Annotated in this window: 19 protein-coding genes and 1 pseudogene; 12 read left to right on the forward strand and 8 right to left on the reverse strand. The window is 70.1% G+C overall.

Annotation, left to right across the window (positions count from 1 at the left end; genetic code table 11):
* The 3 genes and pseudogenes from JWN68_RS18575 to JWN68_RS18585 all read left to right on the forward strand — a co-directional run.
* Positions 1-317 (forward strand): annotated as a pseudogene (locus JWN68_RS18575) (hypothetical protein); the annotation flags it as partial.
* A 69-nt stretch (positions 318-386) separates the two neighbouring features.
* A complete protein-coding gene (locus JWN68_RS18580; protein ID WP_297741746.1) occupies positions 387-1,505 on the forward strand; it encodes a glycosyltransferase in 1,119 nt (372 codons plus the stop codon).
* A complete protein-coding gene (locus JWN68_RS18585) occupies positions 1,489-2,979 on the forward strand; it encodes a sugar transferase (RefSeq protein WP_297741748.1) in 1,491 nt (496 codons plus the stop codon). The genes JWN68_RS18580 and JWN68_RS18585 overlap by 17 nt, the downstream gene beginning before the upstream one ends.
* A gap of 25 nt (positions 2,980-3,004) precedes the next feature.
* Here the strand turns inward: JWN68_RS18585 and JWN68_RS18590 are convergent, their stop codons facing one another.
* Positions 3,005-4,444: a polysaccharide biosynthesis tyrosine autokinase gene (locus JWN68_RS18590; protein WP_297741750.1), complete on the reverse strand. Its 1,440-nt coding sequence runs from the start codon at positions 4,442-4,444 to the stop codon at positions 3,005-3,007.
* Positions 4,445-4,473: 29 nt separating this feature from the next.
* On the opposite strand from JWN68_RS18590, the gene JWN68_RS18595 reads away from it, so the two are divergent.
* Together JWN68_RS18595 and JWN68_RS18600 are read left to right on the forward strand one after the other, a co-directional pair.
* A complete protein-coding gene (locus JWN68_RS18595; protein WP_297741752.1) occupies positions 4,474-5,334 on the forward strand; it encodes a nucleotidyltransferase family protein in 861 nt (286 codons plus the stop codon).
* Complete coding sequence (locus JWN68_RS18600) at positions 5,331-5,636, forward strand: PqqD family peptide modification chaperone (RefSeq protein ID WP_297741754.1); 306 nt, start codon at positions 5,331-5,333, stop codon at positions 5,634-5,636. Before JWN68_RS18595 ends, JWN68_RS18600 begins: the two co-directional genes overlap by 4 nt.
* On the opposite strand, the gene JWN68_RS18605 is transcribed toward JWN68_RS18600, so the two are convergent.
* Positions 5,602-6,027: a VanZ family protein gene (locus JWN68_RS18605; protein ID WP_297741756.1), complete on the reverse strand. Its 426-nt coding sequence runs from the start codon at positions 6,025-6,027 to the stop codon at positions 5,602-5,604. The genes JWN68_RS18600 and JWN68_RS18605 overlap by 35 nt on opposite strands.
* Positions 6,028-6,082: 55 nt before the next feature.
* On the opposite strand from JWN68_RS18605, the gene JWN68_RS18610 reads away from it, so the two are divergent.
* Complete coding sequence (locus tag JWN68_RS18610) at positions 6,083-7,243, forward strand: acyl-CoA dehydrogenase family protein (protein ID WP_297741757.1); 1,161 nt, start codon at positions 6,083-6,085, stop codon at positions 7,241-7,243.
* A gap of 3 nt (positions 7,244-7,246) precedes the next feature.
* On the opposite strand, the gene JWN68_RS18615 is transcribed toward JWN68_RS18610, so the two are convergent.
* Genes JWN68_RS18615 through npdG form a run of 3 tightly spaced genes read right to left on the reverse strand, consistent with a single transcriptional unit; the run spans position 7,247 to position 9,903 of the window.
* The gene (locus JWN68_RS18615; RefSeq protein ID WP_297741759.1) at positions 7,247-7,849 is read right to left on the reverse strand and encodes a rhomboid family intramembrane serine protease; all 603 of its coding nucleotides are present in this window, start codon (positions 7,847-7,849) and stop codon (positions 7,247-7,249) included.
* A 10-nt stretch (positions 7,850-7,859) separates the two neighbouring features.
* Positions 7,860-9,200, reverse strand: coding sequence for an MFS transporter (locus tag JWN68_RS18620; RefSeq protein ID WP_297741761.1), 1,341 nt, complete (start codon positions 9,198-9,200; stop codon positions 7,860-7,862).
* Positions 9,201-9,237: 37 nt separating this feature from the next.
* Positions 9,238-9,903 (reverse strand): NADPH-dependent F420 reductase, encoded by a 666-nt coding sequence (npdG, locus tag JWN68_RS18625; protein ID WP_297741763.1) that lies wholly within the window; start codon positions 9,901-9,903, stop codon positions 9,238-9,240.
* A gap of 73 nt (positions 9,904-9,976) precedes the next feature.
* Here npdG and JWN68_RS18630 point away from each other — a divergent pair, with 73 nt between their 5' ends.
* The gene (locus JWN68_RS18630) at positions 9,977-10,501 is read left to right on the forward strand and encodes a type 1 glutamine amidotransferase domain-containing protein (protein WP_297741765.1); all 525 of its coding nucleotides are present in this window, start codon (positions 9,977-9,979) and stop codon (positions 10,499-10,501) included.
* 18 nt (positions 10,502-10,519) lie between these two features.
* Here JWN68_RS18630 and JWN68_RS18635 read toward each other — a convergent pair whose 3' ends face one another.
* Positions 10,520-11,185: a dihydrofolate reductase family protein gene (locus tag JWN68_RS18635; protein WP_297741767.1), complete on the reverse strand. Its 666-nt coding sequence runs from the start codon at positions 11,183-11,185 to the stop codon at positions 10,520-10,522.
* Positions 11,186-12,306: 1,121 nt separating this feature from the next.
* Here JWN68_RS18635 and folP point away from each other — a divergent pair.
* A complete protein-coding gene (gene folP, locus JWN68_RS18640; RefSeq protein ID WP_297741770.1) occupies positions 12,307-13,143 on the forward strand; it encodes a dihydropteroate synthase in 837 nt (278 codons plus the stop codon).
* Here folP and JWN68_RS18645 read toward each other — a convergent pair.
* Positions 13,140-14,069, reverse strand: coding sequence for an alpha/beta hydrolase (locus JWN68_RS18645; RefSeq protein ID WP_297741772.1), 930 nt, complete (start codon positions 14,067-14,069; stop codon positions 13,140-13,142). The genes folP and JWN68_RS18645 overlap by 4 nt on opposite strands.
* 211 nt (positions 14,070-14,280) lie before the next feature.
* Here JWN68_RS18645 and gmd point away from each other — a divergent pair, with 211 nt between their 5' ends.
* Positions 14,281-15,273, forward strand: coding sequence for a GDP-mannose 4,6-dehydratase (gene gmd / locus JWN68_RS18650; RefSeq protein ID WP_297741774.1), 993 nt, complete (start codon positions 14,281-14,283; stop codon positions 15,271-15,273).
* A 7-nt stretch (positions 15,274-15,280) separates the two neighbouring features.
* Positions 15,281-16,228: a GDP-mannose 4,6-dehydratase gene (locus tag JWN68_RS18655; protein WP_297741777.1), complete on the forward strand. Its 948-nt coding sequence runs from the start codon at positions 15,281-15,283 to the stop codon at positions 16,226-16,228.
* 93 nt (positions 16,229-16,321) lie between these two features.
* Here JWN68_RS18655 and rfbA read toward each other — a convergent pair whose 3' ends face one another.
* Positions 16,322-17,197, reverse strand: a complete 876-nt coding sequence (rfbA, locus tag JWN68_RS18660) for a glucose-1-phosphate thymidylyltransferase RfbA (RefSeq protein WP_297741779.1) — start codon at positions 17,195-17,197, stop codon at positions 16,322-16,324.
* 113 nt (positions 17,198-17,310) lie between these two features.
* On the opposite strand from rfbA, the gene JWN68_RS18665 reads away from it, so the two are divergent.
* Together JWN68_RS18665 and rfbB are read left to right on the forward strand one after the other, a co-directional pair.
* Positions 17,311-19,158, forward strand: coding sequence for a DUF4012 domain-containing protein (locus JWN68_RS18665; protein ID WP_297741781.1), 1,848 nt, complete (start codon positions 17,311-17,313; stop codon positions 19,156-19,158).
* A 28-nt stretch (positions 19,159-19,186) separates the two neighbouring features.
* Positions 19,187-20,185 carry a dTDP-glucose 4,6-dehydratase gene (gene rfbB, locus JWN68_RS18670; protein ID WP_297741783.1) on the forward strand — a complete coding sequence of 333 codons (999 nt, stop codon included), beginning with the start codon at positions 19,187-19,189 and terminating at the stop codon, positions 20,183-20,185.
* The last annotated feature ends 68 nt before the right edge of the window (positions 20,186-20,253 follow it).

Here is a 20,253-nt window from a genome sequence, read left to right on the forward strand (position 1 = left end):
TCTTCTTCCACAACAGCTATCTCGCTGTTCGCCAGGAGGGCGGCTGGCCGCTGCTCGTCCTCCTCCTGGCGCTGATGGCGATTGCCTTCATGGCACTCTCGTCACGATCTCGTGCGGGAGACGTTCCGGCGGTTGCCGCCCAAGCTGCTCTGATCGCCACCTTGGCCATGGGCGTGACCCTCGGCGAGGTCTTGTTGGAGCTGCCCACCGCGCTGGCCATCGGATTCGCCCTGGCACGCGCCAGCGCGCGGACGTCGCTCGACGAGCCGTCAGTCGTCGTGAATATCGTGAAAACACCACGCTCCGACCCCGATTGACGTGTGATGGGAGCAGCACCGACGGAGTGATCCGCGGCGCGCACGTCCAGCCACGATTCAGGGAGCACCATGACGCGGTCGGCGATCGCGATCGCCCACGACTACCTCACCCAGCGCGGTGGGGCAGAACGTGTCGTCCTGGCGATGCTCAAGGCCTTCCCGGGTGCTCCTCTCCACACGACCTTGTACGACCCCGACAGCACCTACCCCGAGTTCCGTGACGCCGACGTCACCACCTCGAAGCTCAACGAGGTCGCTCTCTTCCGGCGCGACCACCGCCTCGCCCTGCCCTTGCTGGCCGCCGCCTCCTCGCGGATGCGGATCGAGGCCGACCTGACCGTCGCCTCGAGCAGCGGGTGGGCGCACGGCTTCCCCACGGACGGCCGCAAGATCGTCTACTGCCACAACCCCGCCCGATGGCTGTACCAGACCGACGAGTACCTCGGCCGGCCAGCCCGCCGGCACCACCTCGGGCCGGCGCTGCTGGCCATGCGGCCGGCGCTGGGCCGTTGGGATCGCCGCGCCGCCGAGACCGTCGACCGCTTCCTCGCCAACAGCCGCGTCGTCCAGCGTCGCATCCAGGACACCTACGGGCGCGACGCCGAGGTGCTGCATCCGCCGCACAGCATGGACCCGTCGGCAGCCCAGGAGCCCGTGGCCGAGCTCAGCGACCTGGACCCCGGGTTTGCTCTGGTCGTGTCGCGACTCCTGGCCTACAAGAACGTCGACGCGGCCATCGGTGCCGCTCGCCTGACGGCTCGTCCACTGGTCGTGATCGGCCACGGACCCGAGGCCGCGCGCCTGCGCACCCTCGCTGACCGGCACGTGCGGATCCTCTCCGGACTCACTGACGCACAGCTGCGCTGGGTCTACGCCCGCGCCGGGGTGTTGGTGAGCCCGAGCCATGAGGACTTCGGCCTGACCCCACTGGAGGCCGCGGCGTTCGGCGTCCCGACAGTGGCCCTCGGCTCCGGCGGGTTCCTGGAGACCGTGGTCGAGGGCAGCACCGGCCTGTTCTTCGAGCACCCGACGGCGAGATCGATCGGGGCCGCACTGGCGGACTTCGACACGCACGCGTGGGACCCAGCGACGATCCGCTCCCGAGCGGATGAGTTCAGCGAGGACCGTTTCATCTGGCGCCTGACCGAGATCAGCGGGGAGGTGCTGGCAGGTGTCCCGCACCGATAGCCCCGGGCTCTCCCTGCTCCCCGACCCGGAGCCGGCGGGCGACGCAGCGCCGGCGGCGGTGACTCGTCGTCCTGCCCGGACCAACCGCATCGCTGGAGCCGTGGCTGCCGTCGACCTGCTCATGATCACGGTCGCCACCCTGGCCGCCATCCGGTTCCGGTTGGACCTGCCGCTCTTCGATCCTGCGACGGACGTGATTGCTAACACCGCGCAGCCCGCGATCTTCCTGATCGCCGCGTGGCTGCTGCTGCTGGTCATGCTGGGCGCCTATGACAACGACCTCTTCGGGGCCGGCATGGATGAGTTCCGTCTGGTCGTCAATGCGTCACTGGCAAACGCCGCGCTCGTCGGAGTAGGGGCCTTCCTGACGCAGTCACCGCTGTCGCGCGCCCTGTTCGTCCTGCTCTTCAGCATCGGCATCCCCCTGCTCCTGATGGGCCGGCTGGGGGCCCGGCACGTCCTCCAACGCGCGCGCACCCGGGGCCTCCTGAGCCAACGGGTACTCCTGGTAGGCACCCCGGGACATGTGAGTGAGATCAACGTGGTGCTCAACCGCGAGCGCTGGCTCGGGTACGACGTCGTAGGTTGCCTGCTCCCGAGCGACTACGCCGGGATCCAGTCGACGTCGGGCGGCATCCCGGTCCTCGGCACCACCGACGACCTTCGAGAGCACGTGGACGACCACGAGGTCGACATCGTGGTCTTCACCGCCGGGGCAGTGGAGTCCTCCACGGAGCTGCGTCGATTGGCGTGGGACCTGGAGGACCACTCCAACGTCGAGATCATCGTCGCCCCCAACGTCACCGATGTCTCGAGCGAGCGGGTGCGGATCCGTCCTGTCGCGGGACTACCCCTCATGCACCTGGGTCGCCCACGCTCGCGCGCTGCTCGGAGCGCGGCGAAGCGTGCCTTCGACGTCGCGGGTGCGTGGGCGGTTCTCGTGCTGTTCGGCCCGGTCCTGCTGGCCATGATGCTGTGGATCCGTCTCGATGACGGTGGCCCCGGCATGTTCCGGCAGACCCGCGTGGGGCGCGACGGGAAGTCCTTCCAGTGCCTGAAGCTGCGGTCGATGGTGGTGGACGCGGAAGGGCTCCTTCCGGCGGGCGACGAGTCGAGCGTCCTCTACAAGATGGCCAACGACCCCCGCGTCACCCGCCCGGGTCGCTTCATCCGACGCTTCTCCCTCGACGAGCTCCCCCAGCTCTGGAACGTGGTGCGGGGCGAGATGAGCCTGGTCGGCCCCCGCCCGCCGCTGCCGGACGAAGTCGCACGCTACGAGGACGACATGCTGCGTCGGCTCAACGTCCTGCCCGGGATGACGGGATTGTGGCAGGTCTCCGGCCGCTCCGACCTCACGTGGGAGGACACCGTGCTCCTCGACCTCTACTACGTGGACAACTGGTCGATGACCCAGGACGTGGCCATCCTGTTCCGCACCGTCTGGGCCGTCCTGGCCTCGCGCGGCGCGTACTGACGGCGTCCAAGCGCAGACGGATCGGCTACGTGGCCTTCGCCGAGCGGCGGCCACCTCGGGGCGCCTTCGCGTCCGAGGAGGTGGGGCCGGGGTCGAAAGCGGTGTATTCGGTAGCGGCATAGCCGTAGCCGCCATAGGCAGTCGCCATCGGGCCCTTCTGGGGCGCCTTGTTGAGCACCACGCCGAGCAGCCTCCCCCCGACCTGGTCGAGGATGCGCCGGCAGTGCTGGCTGTGCTCGATCTGGGTCTTGCCAGCCGCCTGCACGAGGAGCACGCCGTCACACGCCGCTGCGAGCAGGCCGGCGTCCGTCACCGGCAGGAGCGGTGGCGCGTCGAGCAGCACGAGGTGGTCGAGCGCCAGGGTGTCGATCAGCCTGCTCATGCGGTCCGAACCCAAGAGCTCGCTGGGGTTGGGCGGGATCCGACCCGAGGGGAGCAGGAAAAGGTTGGGGATATCGGACTCCACCAGCGCCTGGCTGACTGCGACGTCCCCCGCGACTACCTGGGTCAGGCCGACGTGGCCGTCGATGCCGAAGGTGCTCGCCATCGTGGGCCGACGGAGGTCAGCATCGATCAGCACGACCTTTTCGCCCGTCTGGGCCACCAGTCGGGCGAGGTTGGCCGACACCGTCGACTTGCCCTCGCCGGGCAGCGCACTGGTGATGACGATCCGACGGGGTGGTTTGTCGACGTCGACGAAGCGCAGGTTGGTGCGCAGCTGGCGGAAGGCCTCGGCCGCCCGTCCCAGGTCGCCCTCGACCCCTCGGGCGTGGTGCGCGAGCTCGTTGACCTCGGGGATCACACCGACCACGGAGCCGCCGGTGGCCTCTTCGACATCGCCCACCGACCGGATGCGCCGATCGAGAAGACGCCGCAATAGAATCAGGCCAGCGGCCAGGGCGAACCCGACTCCGGCACCCTTGATCGCAGCTGCGCGGTAGTCGGGCGTGAACGGAGCCGACGGGACCTGGGCCTCTTCGAACGGCACGATCGTGACGAGGCTCGACCGTTCCCTGCCAGCGGGCGCGCCGGTGTTCTCGAGCTCCTCGGCCTCGTCCGCGACGGCCTGGACGACGGCCGACGCCAGGTCGCGCGCCTCCTCCGGCGTGGTGCCGACCGCACGGATACGCAGGAGACCGGCAGCATCAACAGTCGCCGAGAAACGGGACGCCACCGAAGAGGGCGGCAGTCCGAGCCCGAGGTCGTCCACAACACGCTCAGCGACCGGGGTCGTCGACACGAGAGCGACGTAGAGGCCGGCCTTCTCCTCGGCGAGGGCGAGGTTGCCCATCTCCTCGCCGGCACTCTGCGCGTTGCCGACCTTCACGTAGCCGGTCGAGGTCGCTTCGTAGAGCACGGGTTCGCGGGTGGTGAGCCCGACCGAGATCAGGACGCCGAGCACCGTGCAGCCGATCAACGCCCACTGGTGGGCGCGAGCGAGGCGCACCAGGTCCGCGAACGTCATGTGCGGAGTCTAGGTGGCAACATGAGGCCATGCCGCCGGATCCGGGAAGAGCCTCAGCCGAGGCCGACATCCCCACCGCGGCTCGGGTGCACCTGGCGCACGCCGTGGTCCAGCACCTGGCCGAGACAGCTGGGGCCGATGTGCTCCACCTCAAGGGCCCCGCCATTTTCTCCGGGTTGCGCGATCCGGAGCGGACCTCGTCCGACGTCGACGTACTTGTCCGTCCCAGCCACCTGTCCGCGCTCATCGACGCCATGGAGGCCCACGGCTGGGAGGCGCGGACGGACTTCGAGACCGGCTCGCCGTTCGCGCATGCCGCCAACTGGTGGCATCCCCACTGGGGCTGGGCCGACGTGCACGTCTCCTGGCCCGGGGCAGGCCTCCCGGCCGAGGAGGTCTTCGACGAGCTCGCCGAAGCCGGCGCCACGCAGTTGATTGCCCACCACGCGTGCCCGGTCCCGGACCGGATCGGGCAGCGGCTCATCCTGCTGCTCCACTACGCACGCACTCCGCGCGGCTCCGACAAGGAGTGGGCCTGGGACCAGGGCACCGAAGCGGAACAGCACGCCATCCGTGCCCTCGCCGCCCGGCTGGACGCCGAGGTCGCCCTGGCGGCGGCCCTCGACGAGCTCCACCTCCACCGCGACCACCCCGACCACGACCTGTGGCGGCACTTCTCCCAGGGCGGGGACCGGGTCTCGGAGTGGCGCGCGCGCATGACGTCCGCGCGAGGCGTGCGGGCCAGGGTGCGGCTGGCGCTGGGCATGGTGCGCGTCAACCGCGGCTACCTCGCGATGGAGCTCGGTCGAGAGCCCACGCGCAAGGACGTCCGCCAGCGCCAGCGGCGGCGGATCCAACGCGCGGTGGCAGATCTGCGGGCTCGCCGGTGACCCGCTTCCTGATCCCCCCGCACGTCGCCTGGGTCAGCCGGGAGGACCTCGACCACGGGGACGAACCACACGCCTACATCGCCTTGTTGCCCGCCGGGCCGTCGCTGTCCCTCCAGGGCTCGGCCTGCGTGGTGTGGCTCTCGATCCAGGACGGCGGCACCGTCGACGAGATCGCCCTCCGCACGAGCGAGCTGGCCGAGGTGGCGGTCGACGACGTCCTTGACGACGTGCGGCGCCTGCTGACCGACCTCGTGGCGGCAGGCGTCCTCACCGTCGAGCACGCAGGCGACGTACGCCCATGACGGCAACAGCGCCCAGCAGCGCGCCCAGGCCGTTCGCCACGATGTCGCCGACACCACCCTCCCGGTCGAGCAGAGCCGCCTGGACCAGCTCGACCAGGGCCGAGCTCGCCGTCGCGACGAGCACCACCCGCCACCACGACCATCGCGTCAGCAACGCCCAGGCGACACTGAGGGGCACGAACAGCACGACGTTGAGCAGCACTCCGTAGTGCTCAGGGAGCACTCCCGCCGGAGCGATCGGAAGGTCGGAGCGGAAGAACACGTAGAGCCGCACCGTCAGCCGGTTGAGCTGCCACCCCCACGGCCCGAGCAGGAGCACCACGAAACCGAGCGCGCCGAGGCACAGCACGGTGTACAGCGCCCGCGACCGGGCCTCCTTCGGCGCTTCCACGCCAGCCACCCTAGGGCCAGCCGACGCCGCTACCGCCGCCGGTAATGTGCCGGGCATGACCGCCTCCCGCACCCTGCCGAGCGAGGAAGCCGTCGAGCTGCTCAAGCTCGTCCGCGAGATCGCCACCAAGGAGCTCCTCCCCCGTTCGGCCGAGGCGGAGGCAGAAGAGACCTTCCCCCGCGACGTCTTCCGGCTGCTCGGGGACGCAGGCCTGCTGGGCCTGCCCTACGCCGAGGAGCACGGCGGTGGCGGCCAGCCCTACGAGGTCTACCTGCAGGTGCTCGAGGAAATCGCCGCGGTCTGGTCCTCGGTCGGCGTCGGGGTCTCGGTGCATGTCTTGTCGTGCTTCGGGCTGGTGAGCTTCGGCACCGACGAGCAGCGCTCCGAGTGGCTGCCGGGCATGCTCGGTGGCTCGCTGCTCGGTGCCTACTGCCTCTCCGAGGCCCACGCCGGCTCCGACCCGGCCGCGATGCGCACGACTGCCCGGCGCGACGGCGACTCCTACGTCCTCAACGGTGCCAAGGCCTGGACCACCCACGGCGGCCACGCCGACTTCTACAAGGTGATGGCCCGCACCTCCGACGACCGCAACGGCATCTCGTGCTTCCTCGTGCCGGCCGACACCGAGGGGCTCACCGCCGACCCGCCGGAGCGGAAGATGGGCCTCACCGGCTCGGCGACCGCGACCATGCGCTTCGACGACGTCCGGGTCCCTGCCTCGCGCCTGCTGGGGGCCGAGGGCGACGGCCTCCGGATCGCCCTCGCCGGCCTCGACGCGGGCCGCCTCGGCATCGCGGCCGTGGCGACCGGGCTGGCGCAGGGGGCCCTCGACGCGGCGGTGGCCTATGCCCGAGAACGCGAGACCTTCGGCAAGCCGATCATCGAGCACCAGGGCCTGGCCTTCGTGCTCGCCGACATGGAGGCGGCCGTGCAGTCGGCCCGCGCGACGACCCTCCATGCGGCCAGGCTCAAGGACGCCGGCCGCCCCTTCTCCCGCGAGGCCTCCATCGCCAAGATGGTCGCCACCGACAACGCCATGAAGGTCACCACCGATGCCGTGCAGGTCCTCGGCGGCTTCGGCTACACCCGCGACTTCCCGGTCGAGCGGTTCATGCGCGAGGCCAAGGTGATGCAGATCTTCGAGGGCACCAACCAGATCCAGCGGATGGTGATCTCGCGGTCGCTCGCCAAGGACAACGCCGGCACCATCGGCTGAGACCTATCGGCCGAGTGCGTACGCCGCAGGCCGCCTCGTCGGCAGCCACCACGCCGCCAACGCACCGCCCAGCGCCCCGAAGAGGTGCCCCTGCCAGGAGATGCCGGGCTGGCCCGGCAGCACACCGAGCAGCACCCCGCCGTAGACGAAGAACACGAGGACCCCGACGAGGATCTCCACGGCGTTGCGGGTGAAGAACCCTCGCAGGAGCAAGTAGGTCAGCCAGCCGAAGACGAGCCCGGAGGCGCCGAGGTGCACCGTGCCCTCACCCCCGGTGACCCACGTGCCGACGCCACCGACCACCCACACGATCGCCGTCACGGCGAGCCACTGACGCAGCCCCGCGAGCAGCACCAGGAACCCGAGCACGAGCAGCGGCAGCGTGTTGGCCATCAGGTGCCCGAAGCCGCTGTGGAGCAGCGGCGCGACCAGGATCCCGCTCAGCCCTTCGGGGCTGTTCGGCCGGATCCCCTCGGCGTCGAGGCGGTTGTCCAGCACCGTGTCGATGATCTCCGAGACCCACAGGGCCGCGACGAAACCGGCGCTCCAGATCGCTGCGGTCCTCCAGGTGGAGCGGTCCCGTGCGGCGTACGACGGCGTCTTCACGACGCCGAGCCTACGAGGCGGGGCGACGTAGCTCGGGCACGAGGAAGAGCAGGCCGAGGGCGGGGAGCACGGCGAGGGCCGCGAAGCTGCCCGGTATCCCGATCACCTCGCCCAGCCCGGCCACCACCGCCGAGCCCACGCTGCCACCGACGAGGAAGAGCAGGGTGGCGATGCCGAGGGCGACGCCACGGACGTCGGCAGGCACCGCTGCGCCAACGAGCGCGATGAGCGCGGGCTGGCCGATCCCGAAGGACACCGTGGCCAGCGCGACCGCGAGTCCCACCGGGATCGGCGCAAACAGGTGGGTGCCCAGCGCAGCGAGGAGCAGGGTCGCTGCCGCGACGATCCCGGAGAGCACGAGGCACCAGGAGGCGCCGATGCGCTCCAGGAGGGGCCCCGCCACACGCGGCACCAGCAGCGCGACGGCCGCGCTCGGCACGAGGAGGAGGCCGACCTCCCACGGCTCCCAGCCGGCGCCGACGAGCACCGCCGGGACGCCGACGAGCAGGGCGAACCACGACGCCGGCACCGACGCGGCGGCGATCGCCGAACGCACCACGACCCCGTTGCGGACCACGGACACCGGGAGGAAGCCGTGGGGCCGGTGGCGCACGCGGAGGGCCACGAGGGGCGCGCCCAGGATGAGGAGGAGGGCCCCGATGGTGGCGATGGTCAGGCCGCTGGTCGGCGACTGCACCAGCAGCACGAGGCCGCCGGCGGTGGCGGCCACGAGAACCGCGCCGATGATGTCGAGGCGGGCACCGGTCCCGCCGCCCACGAGCGCGCGCCACAGGAAGGGCAGTACCAGGACGCCCAGGACGGGCAGCGCCATCACGGCGCGCCAGCCGAGTGCGTGCTCGACGAGTCCGCCGACGAGCGGCCCCAGGCAGCTGACCGCGGCAGCGACGCCGGCGAGACGACCGAGTGCCAGGCCGCGCACGGATCCGTCGTAGCGCGCACTGAGGGCCGCCACGCCCAGGGTGGGCACGGCAGCGGCACCGGCGCCCTGGAAGAGCCGGGCCACCAGCAGCACCTCGAAGGTCGGGGCCAGTGCAGCCGCGACGGCGCCGACGGTCATCAGCGTGATGCCGAAGACGAGCGGGAGGCGTACGCCGACCAGGTCGCTCACGCGGCCGTAGACGGCTGTGGTGACCGCGAGCATCAGCACGTAGAGGCTGATGCTCCACGCGGCCGACCCGACGCTGACGCCCAGGTCGGGAGCCATGAGCGGGAGCGCGATCGCGGCTGACGACGAGCCCATGCCGGCGAGGCCGAAGAGCAGACCGAGGAGCAGCGACACCCGCCTCGCGTCGTCCGGCGCCTTCACAGCACTCGTCACGGTCTGGGCCACGTCCGGTCGCAACCTCCGGCGCGCAGCCCGCATTCCCTCACACGTCGGTGACGCGGATGCCGGCGTGACACTTGTAGCGTCGGTTCATCGCGATGAGGTTGGCGGTGAAGGCCTCGACCTGGTGGGCGTTGCGGATGCGTCCGCCGTACACCCCTCGAACGCCCGGGATCGTGTCCGCCAGGGCCTGGACCAGGTCGGTGGCCTCCCGGTCGTCGCCGAGGACCAGGACGTCGGTCTCCACCCGCTCGACCTCGGGGTCCTCCAGCAGCACCGCACTCACGTTGTGGAAGGCGCCCAGCACCCGGCTCTCGGTGAGGATCGCAGCCGCCTGCTGGGTCGCCGAGCCCTCCTCGACGTCCAGCGCGTAGGGACCCTGCTTGTCGAAGCCGAGCGGGTTGACGCAGTCCACGACGATCTTGCCGGCCAGAGGTCCGCGCAGCGACTCGAGCAGCTCCTTGTGCCCGTCCCACGGCACCACGACCAGGACCACGTCCCCCGCGGCCGCCGCGTCGGCATTGCTGGCGCCGGTCACCGCGCCGCCGGTGGCGTCGGCCAGCTCGGCGGCGATGCCCTCCGCCTTGTCGGCAGTGCGGCTGCCGAGCACGACGGTGACGCCCGCTTGGGCGAAGCGACGTGCGAGCCCGCGGCCCTGCGGACCGGTCCCACCCAGGACGGCGACGACGGTGTCTGTCGGAAAGGTCATGGGACGACCCTAGGCGGCGGTCCCACCCGCAGGTGGGTTGCCTCGCCCCCGACGATCGGGCAACGGTGGGACCATGACGAAGCGAATCGCATTCCTGACCGCAGCCGAGGGCATCGAGGCCGTCGAGCTGACCGAGCCCTGGGACGCCGTCACCGGCGCCGGCCACACCGCCGAGCTCATCTCCCCGGAGTCCGGTGAGGTCCAGCTCTACAACCACCTCGACAAGGCGGAGACGAGGCCGGTGGACAAGACCGTCGCCGACGCCGACCCGAGTGACTACGACGCCCTCGTCCTCCCCGGAGGCGTCGCCAACCCCGACGCCCTGCGCACCGACGAGGGCGCCGTCGCGTTCGTGAAGGCCTTCGTGGACTCCGGCAAGCCGGTCGCGTCGATCTGCCACGCGGCCTGGGCCCTGGTCGAGGCCGGGGTCGTCGAGGGCAGACGGCTCACGTCCTGGCCCAGCCTGCAGACCGACATCCGCAACGCCGGCGGCGACTGGGTCGACGAGGAGGTCGTCGAGGACGGCAACCTGATCACGTCGCGCAACCCCGACGACATCCCGGCCTTCACCAAGGCCTTGCTGAGCGCGCTCAGCTGACGGCGGAGCTGGGCGTGCTCAGTTGACGAGCCAGCGTCCGAGCAGGGTGCCGTCCTCCTCGAGCAGGACTTCCGGTCGCAGGCGTACGTCGACGTCCACCCCACCGGCGATCCGGATCGCCGTCCCGGCGACCAGACGCGGCACGGTGGTGAGGCACAGCTCGTCGACGATGCCCGCCTGGAGCATCGACCCGAAGAGCGCCGGCCCGCCCTCGCAGAGCTGGTCGACCCAACCGCGCTCGGCCAGCACCGACTTCAAAGCCACGAGGTCGACAGTCTCCTCCCCCAGGACGATCACCCCGTCCGGACCCAGCAGTGAGCGGCTCCGGGCGAGGTGTGGCGCGTGTGCGACGGTCGCCATCGTCACCCGGCCAGCAGATGCGTGCATCAGTCCCTCGGGCAACTCGCCGGATCGGCTGACCACGACGAGCGGCAAGGGAGGGACGTCGTACCCCTCGGCACGCAACGTACCTGCGCCCACGATCAGGCAATCAGCCCGGGACCTCAATATGTCGAACACCCGCTTGTCAGCGGCGTTGTTGATGCCCTTGCTCAGCCCGTCGGAGCCCTGCGAGGCGCCGTCGAGGGTGCTGACGAAGTTGACCCGCAGCCACGGGGTCCGGGGAGGCTCGTAGAGGGCGCGCAGGGCGTCGTCGTCGAGGTCGGTCAGGGCACCCAGGCTCAAGGAAGCGATGACGGCACCTTCCGACTGGTTCGAGCACCCTTCTCGCCCCGCGTCACCCACCGCATCATGAGGAGCAGGCTGAACGTTCCCAGGAGTAGACACCCCATCGCTAGCAACAGCATCCAATAGGTCCCGGCCGACGTCGCCGTCGTGGCAGTCCCAACGATGAAACCCGTGAGTGCCAGGAAGAGTCCGAGGAGCTCCATCGAGCGGACGAGGCCATCGCGGACCAGTTCCTCGGCTTCCGCCACGCGTGCCTCGAGTGCATCCTGGGAACGCTTACGTCGCCAGCGAGCTGATCCTCCATCAGCTGTATCCGCTTCAGGGATGTCTCCACCCGGCGGTCCAACGCCTCACTGACCCCGATGAGCTCCCGCTCACGTACGTAGTCCTGGTGCACCTCGTTCTCCCCCGCTGGCAAGGCCGCAAGGGCGCGATCGATCTCGCGACGCGCCTCGTCCGGTCGATCGAGTCGCCGAAAGGAACTCGCTCGGCGGAAGTACACATGGGAGTCGTCCTCGCCCAGATCCGTGATTTCCGCGGCCAAGCCCAAGAGCTCCTCCGCATCCTTGTCGGCCACGGAGACCCACAGCGCGTGCAGCAACACCTGGCGTGTCTGACGATTCGCTGTGGGCAGCTGCGCGATGCGGCTCACGTGCGAGGCGATGCGCGCCTCCCCCTGCCCTGACAGGGCAAAAATTCTCAGCGCCAGCACCAGGTCGTCGTCGACTCCGGCCTGGCGCCAGCTGTGGGCGGTCGTGGCCAGCTCGCTGAACCGGAAGTCGTACCGCAGTCTCTGGCCGTGGAACCAGAGAGCCTCGATGCCATCATCCGGGACCGCTGGGACCAGTGGCAGCCTCTCCATCCGGGCACGCCACGCGAGCGAGCTCACAGGGCCCCGGCGATCGACTCCGACCAACTGCATATTCCCCAGTTCACGTCGGAGCGACTCGTAGAACGTGACTGGTTCGAAAGGATCCAGCAATGACGCGAGCACGGATTGCCCAAAAGGTTGTTGTGCCACCCTCGCCTCCTTCCCTCGCTAGTCTTCGCGGGTGCAAACCCTAGCCACCCCGCTTGTCCTCCGTGGACGTCCGTTCACAGAAGGCGCACCCGGCATCATGGCCATCGTCAATCTGACCAAGGACTCGTTTTACCCGCCGGCGCGCTCTCGGAACCTTGACGCAGCCATGGCAGCGGTGGATGGAGCTGTCGCCGACGGGGCCGACATCGTGGACTTGGGCGCCGTACGCGCAGGTCAAGTGGGCGCGCCCGTCAGCGCGGACGAGGAGATATCTCGACTGCTCCCCGTGCTGACGGCACTGAGGGACCGCTTCCCGGAACTGCTGGTGTCGGTCGACACCTGGCGGTCCGAGGTCGTTTCGGCGCTGAGCGACCTCCGCATTGACATCGTCAACGACACGTGGGCCGGCGCTGATCCGGAGCTGGTCTTCGCCGCCGCCGAGTGCTCGGCGGCGATCGTGTGCTCCCACACAGGCGGCCTCCCTCCCAGGACCGACCCGGTCGACGTCACCTATGGGCCTGAGCCCGATGGCGTCGTGGACGACGTGGTTGCGACGCTGCTCGAAGGTGCGGCCAGAGCAGCGCAAGCGGGCATCCCGGCGAATCGCGTCCTGCTGGACCCCACGTTGGACTTCGGGAAGACGACTCGGCACTCTCTGGCTGTCCTACGTGCCACGCCACGAATCGTGGCTCTGGGCCATCCGGTGATGCAAGCGATCTCGCGCAAGGACTTCGTGGGCGAGACGCTGGACCTTCCGGTGGAGGACCGTCTCTTCGGAAGCCTGGGGGCCACAGCCGTCGCCGCATGGATGGGTGTGTGTCTGTTCCGTTCGCACGATGTGCTGGCCACACGCCAGGTGCTCGACATGGTGTCGTCGATCGCGGGCCATCGGCCACCACTGGTCGCGGTCCGCGGGGAGCCTGTCCTGGGCTAGCTGTCCAGCAGCGCCTTGAAGCGGGCGTTCACGTCCGCGACCGCATCGGCGGCTCCCGCGCTCAGGGTCACCATGTCGCAGAAGCCGTGGATCATCCCGTCGTAGCGGACCTGGTCGACGTGCACCCCGGCCGAGCGCAACGCGTCGGCGTACGCCTCACCCTCGTCGCGCAGCGGGTCGAACTCGGCCGTCACGACCAGCGCCGGCGCCACCTCCGACACGTCCCCGTGCAGGGGCGCGACGCGGGCGAGCTCGGCCTCGAGGTCGAGGTCGGAGGGGACGTAGTGGCTGCCGAACCAGTCCATCATCGCCGCGGTGAGGAAGTAGCCCTCGGCGTTGTCGACCCTGGACGGGTAGTCACCGAGGCCGTCCGTGACCGGGTAGATGAGGAGCTGGGCGGTCAGGACGTCGCCGAGGTGCTGCGCGACCACGGCCGAGAGGTTGGCGCCTGCGCTGTCGCCGCCGATCGCCAGCCGCTCGGCACCACCGAGGTCGCTGAGGTGGGCAGCCGCCCACTCGGTCGCCGTCTGCGCGTCGTCCAACCCGGCCGGGAAGGGGTGCTCCGGGGCGAGCCGGTAGTCGACGCTGAGCACCGCCAGGTCCGCGTCGCGGCACAACCGGCGACACGTCTGGTCGTGGGTGTCGAGGTCGCCGACGACGAAGCCGCCGCCGTGCAGGTAGACGAGGGTGTCCCACGGGCCGTCGCCCTCGGGCTTGTAGAGCCGCGCCTCACGCTCGCCCGCGCCGCCGGGGACCATCAGGGACGAGACCGAGCCCACCGGCACGATGTCCTCGGGCTTGACGAGGTCGACCGACATCGCCCGCATCGCCTTGCGTCCCTCCTCGGGCGTTCCTGCCTCGATCGTCGGCTGTCCGAGGAGAGCGATGAAGTCGAGCATGGCCTTGAGCTGGGGGTCGAGGGGCATGGGCACAACTTAGTGGCCCGAACCGACGCACGACTGAGGCAGTTCTCAGCCGGCGTATCCCTCGGGGTCTTGAAGTTGTGGACGATCATCACGTCGTGGCCGGCCTTGACGAGCCGACGATCGGTGTGCGAACCGATGCAGCGGGCGCCACCGCAGACGAGGATCTTCATGCCTGACAGCCCACCGAGCGGACGCTGCCACACTGGGCACCATGTCGACTGCAAGGCCCACGGCCCTCATCACCGGGATCACCGGCCAGGACGGCCTCTACCTCGCCGAGATGTTGCTGGCGAAGGGGTACGAGGTCCACGGCGTCATCCGCGGCCAGAACAACCCCCGCCGCGCGCTGGTCGAGACGCTGGTCCCCGACGTCCGGCTCCACAACGGAGACCTCACCGACCTGTCCAGCCTGATGCGGGCACTGCGCGTCAGCCAGCCCGACGAGGTCTACAACCTGGGCGCCGTCAGCTTCGTGGCCTACTCCTGGGAGAACGCCTTCATCACCAGTGACGTCACGGCCATCGGCGTGCTCAACATGCTGGAGGCGGTCCGCCTGCAGGCCGGTGACGACCCCTCGGCCGTGCGGTTCTACCAGGCGTCGAGCTCGGAGATGTTCGGCAAGGCCCAGCAGGTCCCGCAGAACGAGCAGACCTTGTTGTGGCCGCGTTCGCCGTACGGCGTCAGCAAGGTCTACGGCCACCACATGACCATCAACTACCGCGAGTCCTACGGCATGCACGCCAGCTCCGGCATTCTGTTCAACCACGAGTCGCCGCGCCGGGGCGAGGAGTTCGTCACCCGCAAGGTCAGCAAGGCCGTTGCCGCCATCAAGCTCGGGCAGCAGCGCGAGCTCGTCATGGGCAACCTCGACGCCCGCCGCGACTGGGGCTTCGCCGGCGACTACGTCGAGGCGATGTGGCTGATGCTGCAGCAGCCCGAGGGCGGCGACTACGTCATCTCCACCGGCGAGACCCATTCCATCGAGGAACTGCTCGACGTCGCGTTCAACCACGTGGGGATCCCGGACTGGTCCAGGTACGTCCGCCAGGACCCGGGCTTCATGCGTCCCGCGGAGGTCGACCTGCTGATCGGCGACTCGACCAAGGCGCACCAGGTGCTGGGGTGGAAGCCCAAGGTCGGCTTCGAGGAGCTCGTGACCATGATGGTCGACGCGGACCTCGCCGCGCTGAAGGCCGGCTGGTGAGCACCTCGTGACCCGGGCGCTCGTCACGGGGATCGGCGGCCAGGACGGCAGCTACCTCGCCGAGCGGCTGCTCGCCGAGGGCACGGAGGTGCACGCGCTCGTGCTGCACGACGAGGCCCAGCCGCCGTACTGCCCGCCCGAGGTGACCCTGCACGTCGGCGACCTGGCCGACGTCGCGGCGACGCGTCGGCTCGTCCTCGACCTCGCCCCCGACGAGGTCTACAACCTGGCCGCGATCAGCTCGGTGGCCCAGTCCTGGGCCGAGCCCGACCTCGTCAGCCGGGTCAACGGCCACGCGGCGGTCGCCCTCCTGGAGTCCGCCCGGCAGGTGGGCGAGCACGTCCGCGTCGTCCAGGCGTCGAGCGCGGAGATCTTCGGCGAGCCCGACCAGATGCCCCAGTCCGAGCAGACGCCGGTCCGCCCGCTCAACCCGTACGGCGCAGCGAAGGCCTACGCCCACCTGTCGGTCGCCGTCCAGCGCCAGCGCGGGCTCCATGCCTCGAGCCTGATCCTCTACAACCACGAGTCGCCGCGTCGACCGACCCGCTTCGTCACCCGCAAGATCACCGCGGGGGTGGCGGCCATCGCGCAGGGGCGTGCGAGCGGGCTGGTGCTCGGCAACCTCGACGCCCGACGTGACTGGGGCTGGGCTCCGGACTACGTCGACGCGATGGTCCGCGCGGCCCGCACCGAGGCGCCCGACGACTACGTCATCGCCACCGGGGTCGGCCACACCGTCCGGGACTTCGCGCAGGTCGCCTTCCGCTGCGCCGGGATCGCGGACTGGGAGCACCTCGTCTCGAGCGACTCCGGGTTGACCCGGCCGGCCGACGCTACCGCGCTGGTGGGCGACGCGTCGCACGCCCGGGAGGCGCTCGGCTGGGCCCCGACCCTCGGTTTCGAGGACGTGGTGGCTGCCTTGGTCGCGGCGGACCTCGCCGCCGGGGCGACGTGACCTCACCCGGTTTCCGTCACCATCCCACGTGTTGCAACACCCGCGAACGTTCGATTCCCCCGGCTACCCGGGGGAATTGAACGTGCCCCTGGTCTACTCCCCCGCCTGCTCGGCGAGGAGGCCGAGGAGGTAGGCGCCGTACCCACTCTTGACGAGCGGCTCGGCGCGCTCGGCCAGCTCGGCGTCAGAGAGGAACCCCATCCGCCAGGCGACCTCTTCCGGTGCGCCGATCTTGAAGCCCTGGCGGCCCTCGATGGTGCGCACGAAGTTGCTGGCGTCATTGAGGGAGTCGAAGGTGCCGGTGTCGAGCCAGGCCGTGCCGCGGGGCAGCACCTCGACCTGGAGGCGACCCTGCTCGAGGTAGATGCGGTTGAGGTCGGTGATCTCGAGCTCTCCACGCGGCGACGGCTGGAGGTCCTTGGCGTAGCCGATCACGTCGTTGTCGTAGAAGTAGAGCCCCGGCACGGCGAAGTGGCTCTTGGGGTGGGCCGGCTTCTCCTCGAGCGAGAGCGCGTGGCCCTCGTCGTCGAACTCGACCACGCCATAGGCGGTGGGGTCAGCCACGTGGTAGCCGAAGACTGCAGCACCCTGGAGGTTCTCGAAGCGACGCAGCCGGGTGCCGAGGCCGGTGCCGTAGAAGATGTTGTCGCCGAGCACGAGGCCGGCGGTGTCCCCGCCGACGTGGTCGGCGCCGATGATGAACGCCTGGGCCAGCCCGTCGGGACTGGGTTGTACGGCGAACGTGATGCTGATGCCGAACTGCGACCCGTCACCGAGCAACCGGTCGAAGCCCTCGGCCTCGTGCGGCGTCGTGATGATCAGGACGTCGCGAATCCCCGCCAGCATCAGCGTCGACAGCGGGTAGTAGATCATCGGCTTGTCGTAGACCGGCACCAGCTGCTTGCTGATTCCCTGGGTGATCGGGTGGAGTCGCGACCCCGTTCCGCCGGCCAGAATGATTCCCCGCATGCAGGCACCCTATGGCCCGGCTCGGTGCCAACGCGATCGCCCGGGCGTCCGGGCGCGGTCGACTCCCGGTCTTTCGAGGTCGCGGCCACCGCCTCCCTGCGAGGATGACCGCCGTGTCCCTCCTGTCCCGGCTGCGCAAGCCCATCGTGCTCCTCGCCGCGCTGATCGGCATGGGGGCTCTCGGCTTCTCGGTGGCCCGCGTCCCCGGCGCTGCGGACGCGGCCCGGGCGGAGCTGGCCGCGGCGAGGACGGCGATGGAGTCCGGAGACCATAAGGGCGCCACCGCCGCTGTTGGCCGAGCCCGCGACGATGTCGAGACGGTCCAGATCGGCGTGCAGGGACCAGTGGGGTTCCTCGGTCAGTGGGTGCCGGTCGTTGGGACGAGCGTCCGCGACATACGCCACCTCGGCGACGCCCTCGACGCGGTGACCACCGTGGCCGAGCTGGGGGCCGACACCTACCCCGAGATCACCGGCCCCGACTCCACCTTCTTCACCAACGGCGAGGTGGACATCCCCACCCTCCGCAGACTCGTGGACAACGCGAGGGAGGCCCACGAACAGCTGGCGACCGCGCGTGCAGAGCTGGGGGGCATCGAGGCGACCGGCCCGGGCTCGGCGCGGCTCGAGACCGCCCGGGACGAGGCACTGGCCCAGGTGGACCCGATCTACGACAACCTCGACGCCACGATGCCGCTGGTGCGTGAGCTGCCCGACATCCTGGGCGCGGAGGGCGAGCGGAAGTACCTCGTGGCGATCCTCAACCCCGCCGAGCTGCGCTACTCCGGCGGCACTCCGCTCACGCTTACGCCGATCACCGTGCTCGACGGCCGCATCGAGTTCGAGGAGGCGGTCGACACCGAGTCCAACCGCGCGGCCTTCCAGCCGCGCTACTGGCGCAAGGTCAAGGGCAACCCGTTCCACAAGGGGCGCATGCGGTTGCTCAACGCGACGATCCCGCCCTCGTGGCCGGTCGCCGGCGAGGAGACGCTGAACGCGTGGCGCAGCATCCGGGGGCGCAACATGGCCGGCCTCTTCGCGGTCGACGTCATTGCGCTGGCGCGCCTGGCCGGACTCACCGGGCCGATGGAGGTCCCGGGCTACGGTCGGGTCGATGCGGACAACCTCGTCGAGACGTTGGTCGGGAGCTACGACCGGTTCACCGAGGTCTCCGAGCGCAAGGCCGCCAACCGGGCCCTGGTCCCGCTGTTCGTGGAGAGACTCCTGCAGACCGGTGGGCTCCCGGACAAGATCGAGGTGCTGACCGAAGCGGCTCGTGGCCGGCACTTCGCTGCCTATTTCCGCGACCAGGACCCCCAGCGGGCCCTCTCCGGGATGGCGGTCACCGGTGACCTGTCGGCGACCGAGAACGACTACCTCGGCGTGTTCACCCAGAACGTCGTGCCCAGCAAGAGCGACTACTGGCAGTCGCGACAGGTCCGCTCCGACGTACGCCTGCGGCCGGACGGCAGCGCACGGGTGGCCGTCGAGGTGGAGATCCACAACGACAGCCCGCCCTACGTCAGCGACGAGCCCGACTACGGACAGGGCTACACCACCCGCTTCGCCACGCAGTCGGTCGGCAACTTCCTGCCCCGCGGCGCCGAGGTCGAGGCGGTGTCGGTGGACGGCGCGCCCATCGACTTCGTCGTCGGCGACTACTTCGGCCGGCCCTACGTCCGGCACACGATCGCCTTCGATCCACAGGAGCGACACGTCCTGCGTCTGGAGTACGACGTGCCCGCCGCTGCCGTGCGCAACGGTGACGCGCTGACCTATCGCCTCGACCTCGATCCCCAGGGCATGGTCCGGGGGCAGTCGGTGAGCGCCAGCGTCCACTTCCCGGGCGGCTTCGAGATCGACTCCCTGCCGGCGGGGTGGAGTGCGTCCGGGCCTCGCTCCGCGACCTGGACCGTCGATGCGCTCGACGAGTCCCCGCGGCTGGCCCTCACTGCCCGCTGAACCCGCTTCGCCCTCTAGGATCGCGGCCATGCAGCGACTTCTCGTGACCGGCGGCGCCGGGTTCATCGGCTCCAACTTCGTCCACCACCTGGTGCGGGAGACCGACGCGCGGGTGACGGTGCTCGACAAGATGACCTACGCGGCCAGCAAGGAAGCCCTGGCCGGGCTCCCCGAGGACCGCGTCTCCCTGGTCGTCGGCGACATCGCCGAGCCGGACGTCGTGGACCCGCTCGTCGCGCAGCACGACGCCGTCGTCCACTTCGCCGCCGAGTCGCACAACGACAACTCGCTCAACGACCCCTCCCCGTTCATCCGCACCAACATCCTGGGCACGTTCACCATCCTCGAAGCGGTCCGCAAGCACGACAGGCGCCTGCACCACGTCTCCACCGATGAGGTGTACGGCGACCTGGAGCTCGACGACCCGAAGCGGTTCACCGAGGACACGCCCTACAACCCGTCGTCGCCCTACTCCGCGTCCAAGGCGGGGTCCGACCACCTGGTCCGGGCGTGGGTCCGCTCCTTCGGCGTACGCGCGACCGTCTCCAACTGCTCGAACAACTACGGACCCTGGCAGCACATCGAGAAGTTCATCCCGCGCCAGATCACCAACGTCATCGACGGGATCCGCCCCAAGCTCTACGGCTCGGGGGAGAACGTGCGCGACTGGATCCACGCCGAGGACCACTCGTCCGCGGTCCGGACGATCCTCGAGAAGGGCCGGATCGGCGAGACCTACCTCATCGGCGCCGACGGCGAGAAGAACAACCTCGAGGTCGTGCAGCTCATCCTCAAGCTGATGGGCCAGCCCCAGGACGCCTTCGACCACGTCACCGACCGCGCCGGTCACGACCTGCGCTACGCCATCGAGTCCGGCAAGCTCCGCCAGGAGCTCGGCTGGGCGCCGAAGTTCCAGGACTTCGAGTCCGGTCTGGCCAACACGATCGAGTGGTACCAGGCGCACGGCGACTGGTGGCGTCCGGCGAAGGAAGCGGTCGAGGCGACCTACGCCCAGAAGGGCCAGTAGTGAGCACGCCGCCCTCCCTCGAGACACTGCCTCGACTCGAGAAGACCGCGATCCCGGGCCTGGTCGTC

Origin of the sequence: Nocardioides sp. (assembly GCF_025964975.1) — a bacterium.
GTDB lineage: Bacteria > Actinomycetota > Actinomycetes > Propionibacteriales > Nocardioidaceae > Nocardioides.

Coding starts and splice junctions, on each gene's coding strand:
- JWN68_RS18580 (WP_297741746.1), top strand. CDS start 387: ATGACGCGGTCGGCGATCGCGATCGCCCACGACTACCTCACCCAGCGC.
- JWN68_RS18590 (WP_297741750.1), bottom strand. CDS start 4,444: ATGACGTTCGCGGACCTGGTGCGCCTCGCTCGCGCCCACCAGTGGGCG.
- JWN68_RS18595 (WP_297741752.1), top strand. CDS start 4,474: ATGCCGCCGGATCCGGGAAGAGCCTCAGCCGAGGCCGACATCCCCACC.
- JWN68_RS18610 (WP_297741757.1), top strand. CDS start 6,083: ATGACCGCCTCCCGCACCCTGCCGAGCGAGGAAGCCGTCGAGCTGCTC.
- npdG (WP_297741763.1), bottom strand. CDS start 9,903: ATGACCTTTCCGACAGACACCGTCGTCGCCGTCCTGGGTGGGACCGGT.
- JWN68_RS18630 (WP_297741765.1), top strand. CDS start 9,977: ATGACGAAGCGAATCGCATTCCTGACCGCAGCCGAGGGCATCGAGGCC.
- folP (WP_297741770.1), top strand. CDS start 12,307: ATGGCCATCGTCAATCTGACCAAGGACTCGTTTTACCCGCCGGCGCGC.
- JWN68_RS18645 (WP_297741772.1), bottom strand. CDS start 14,069: ATGCCCCTCGACCCCCAGCTCAAGGCCATGCTCGACTTCATCGCTCTC.
- gmd (WP_297741774.1), top strand. CDS start 14,281: ATGTCGACTGCAAGGCCCACGGCCCTCATCACCGGGATCACCGGCCAG.
- rfbA (WP_297741779.1), bottom strand. CDS start 17,197: ATGCGGGGAATCATTCTGGCCGGCGGAACGGGGTCGCGACTCCACCCG.
- rfbB (WP_297741783.1), top strand. CDS start 19,187: ATGCAGCGACTTCTCGTGACCGGCGGCGCCGGGTTCATCGGCTCCAAC.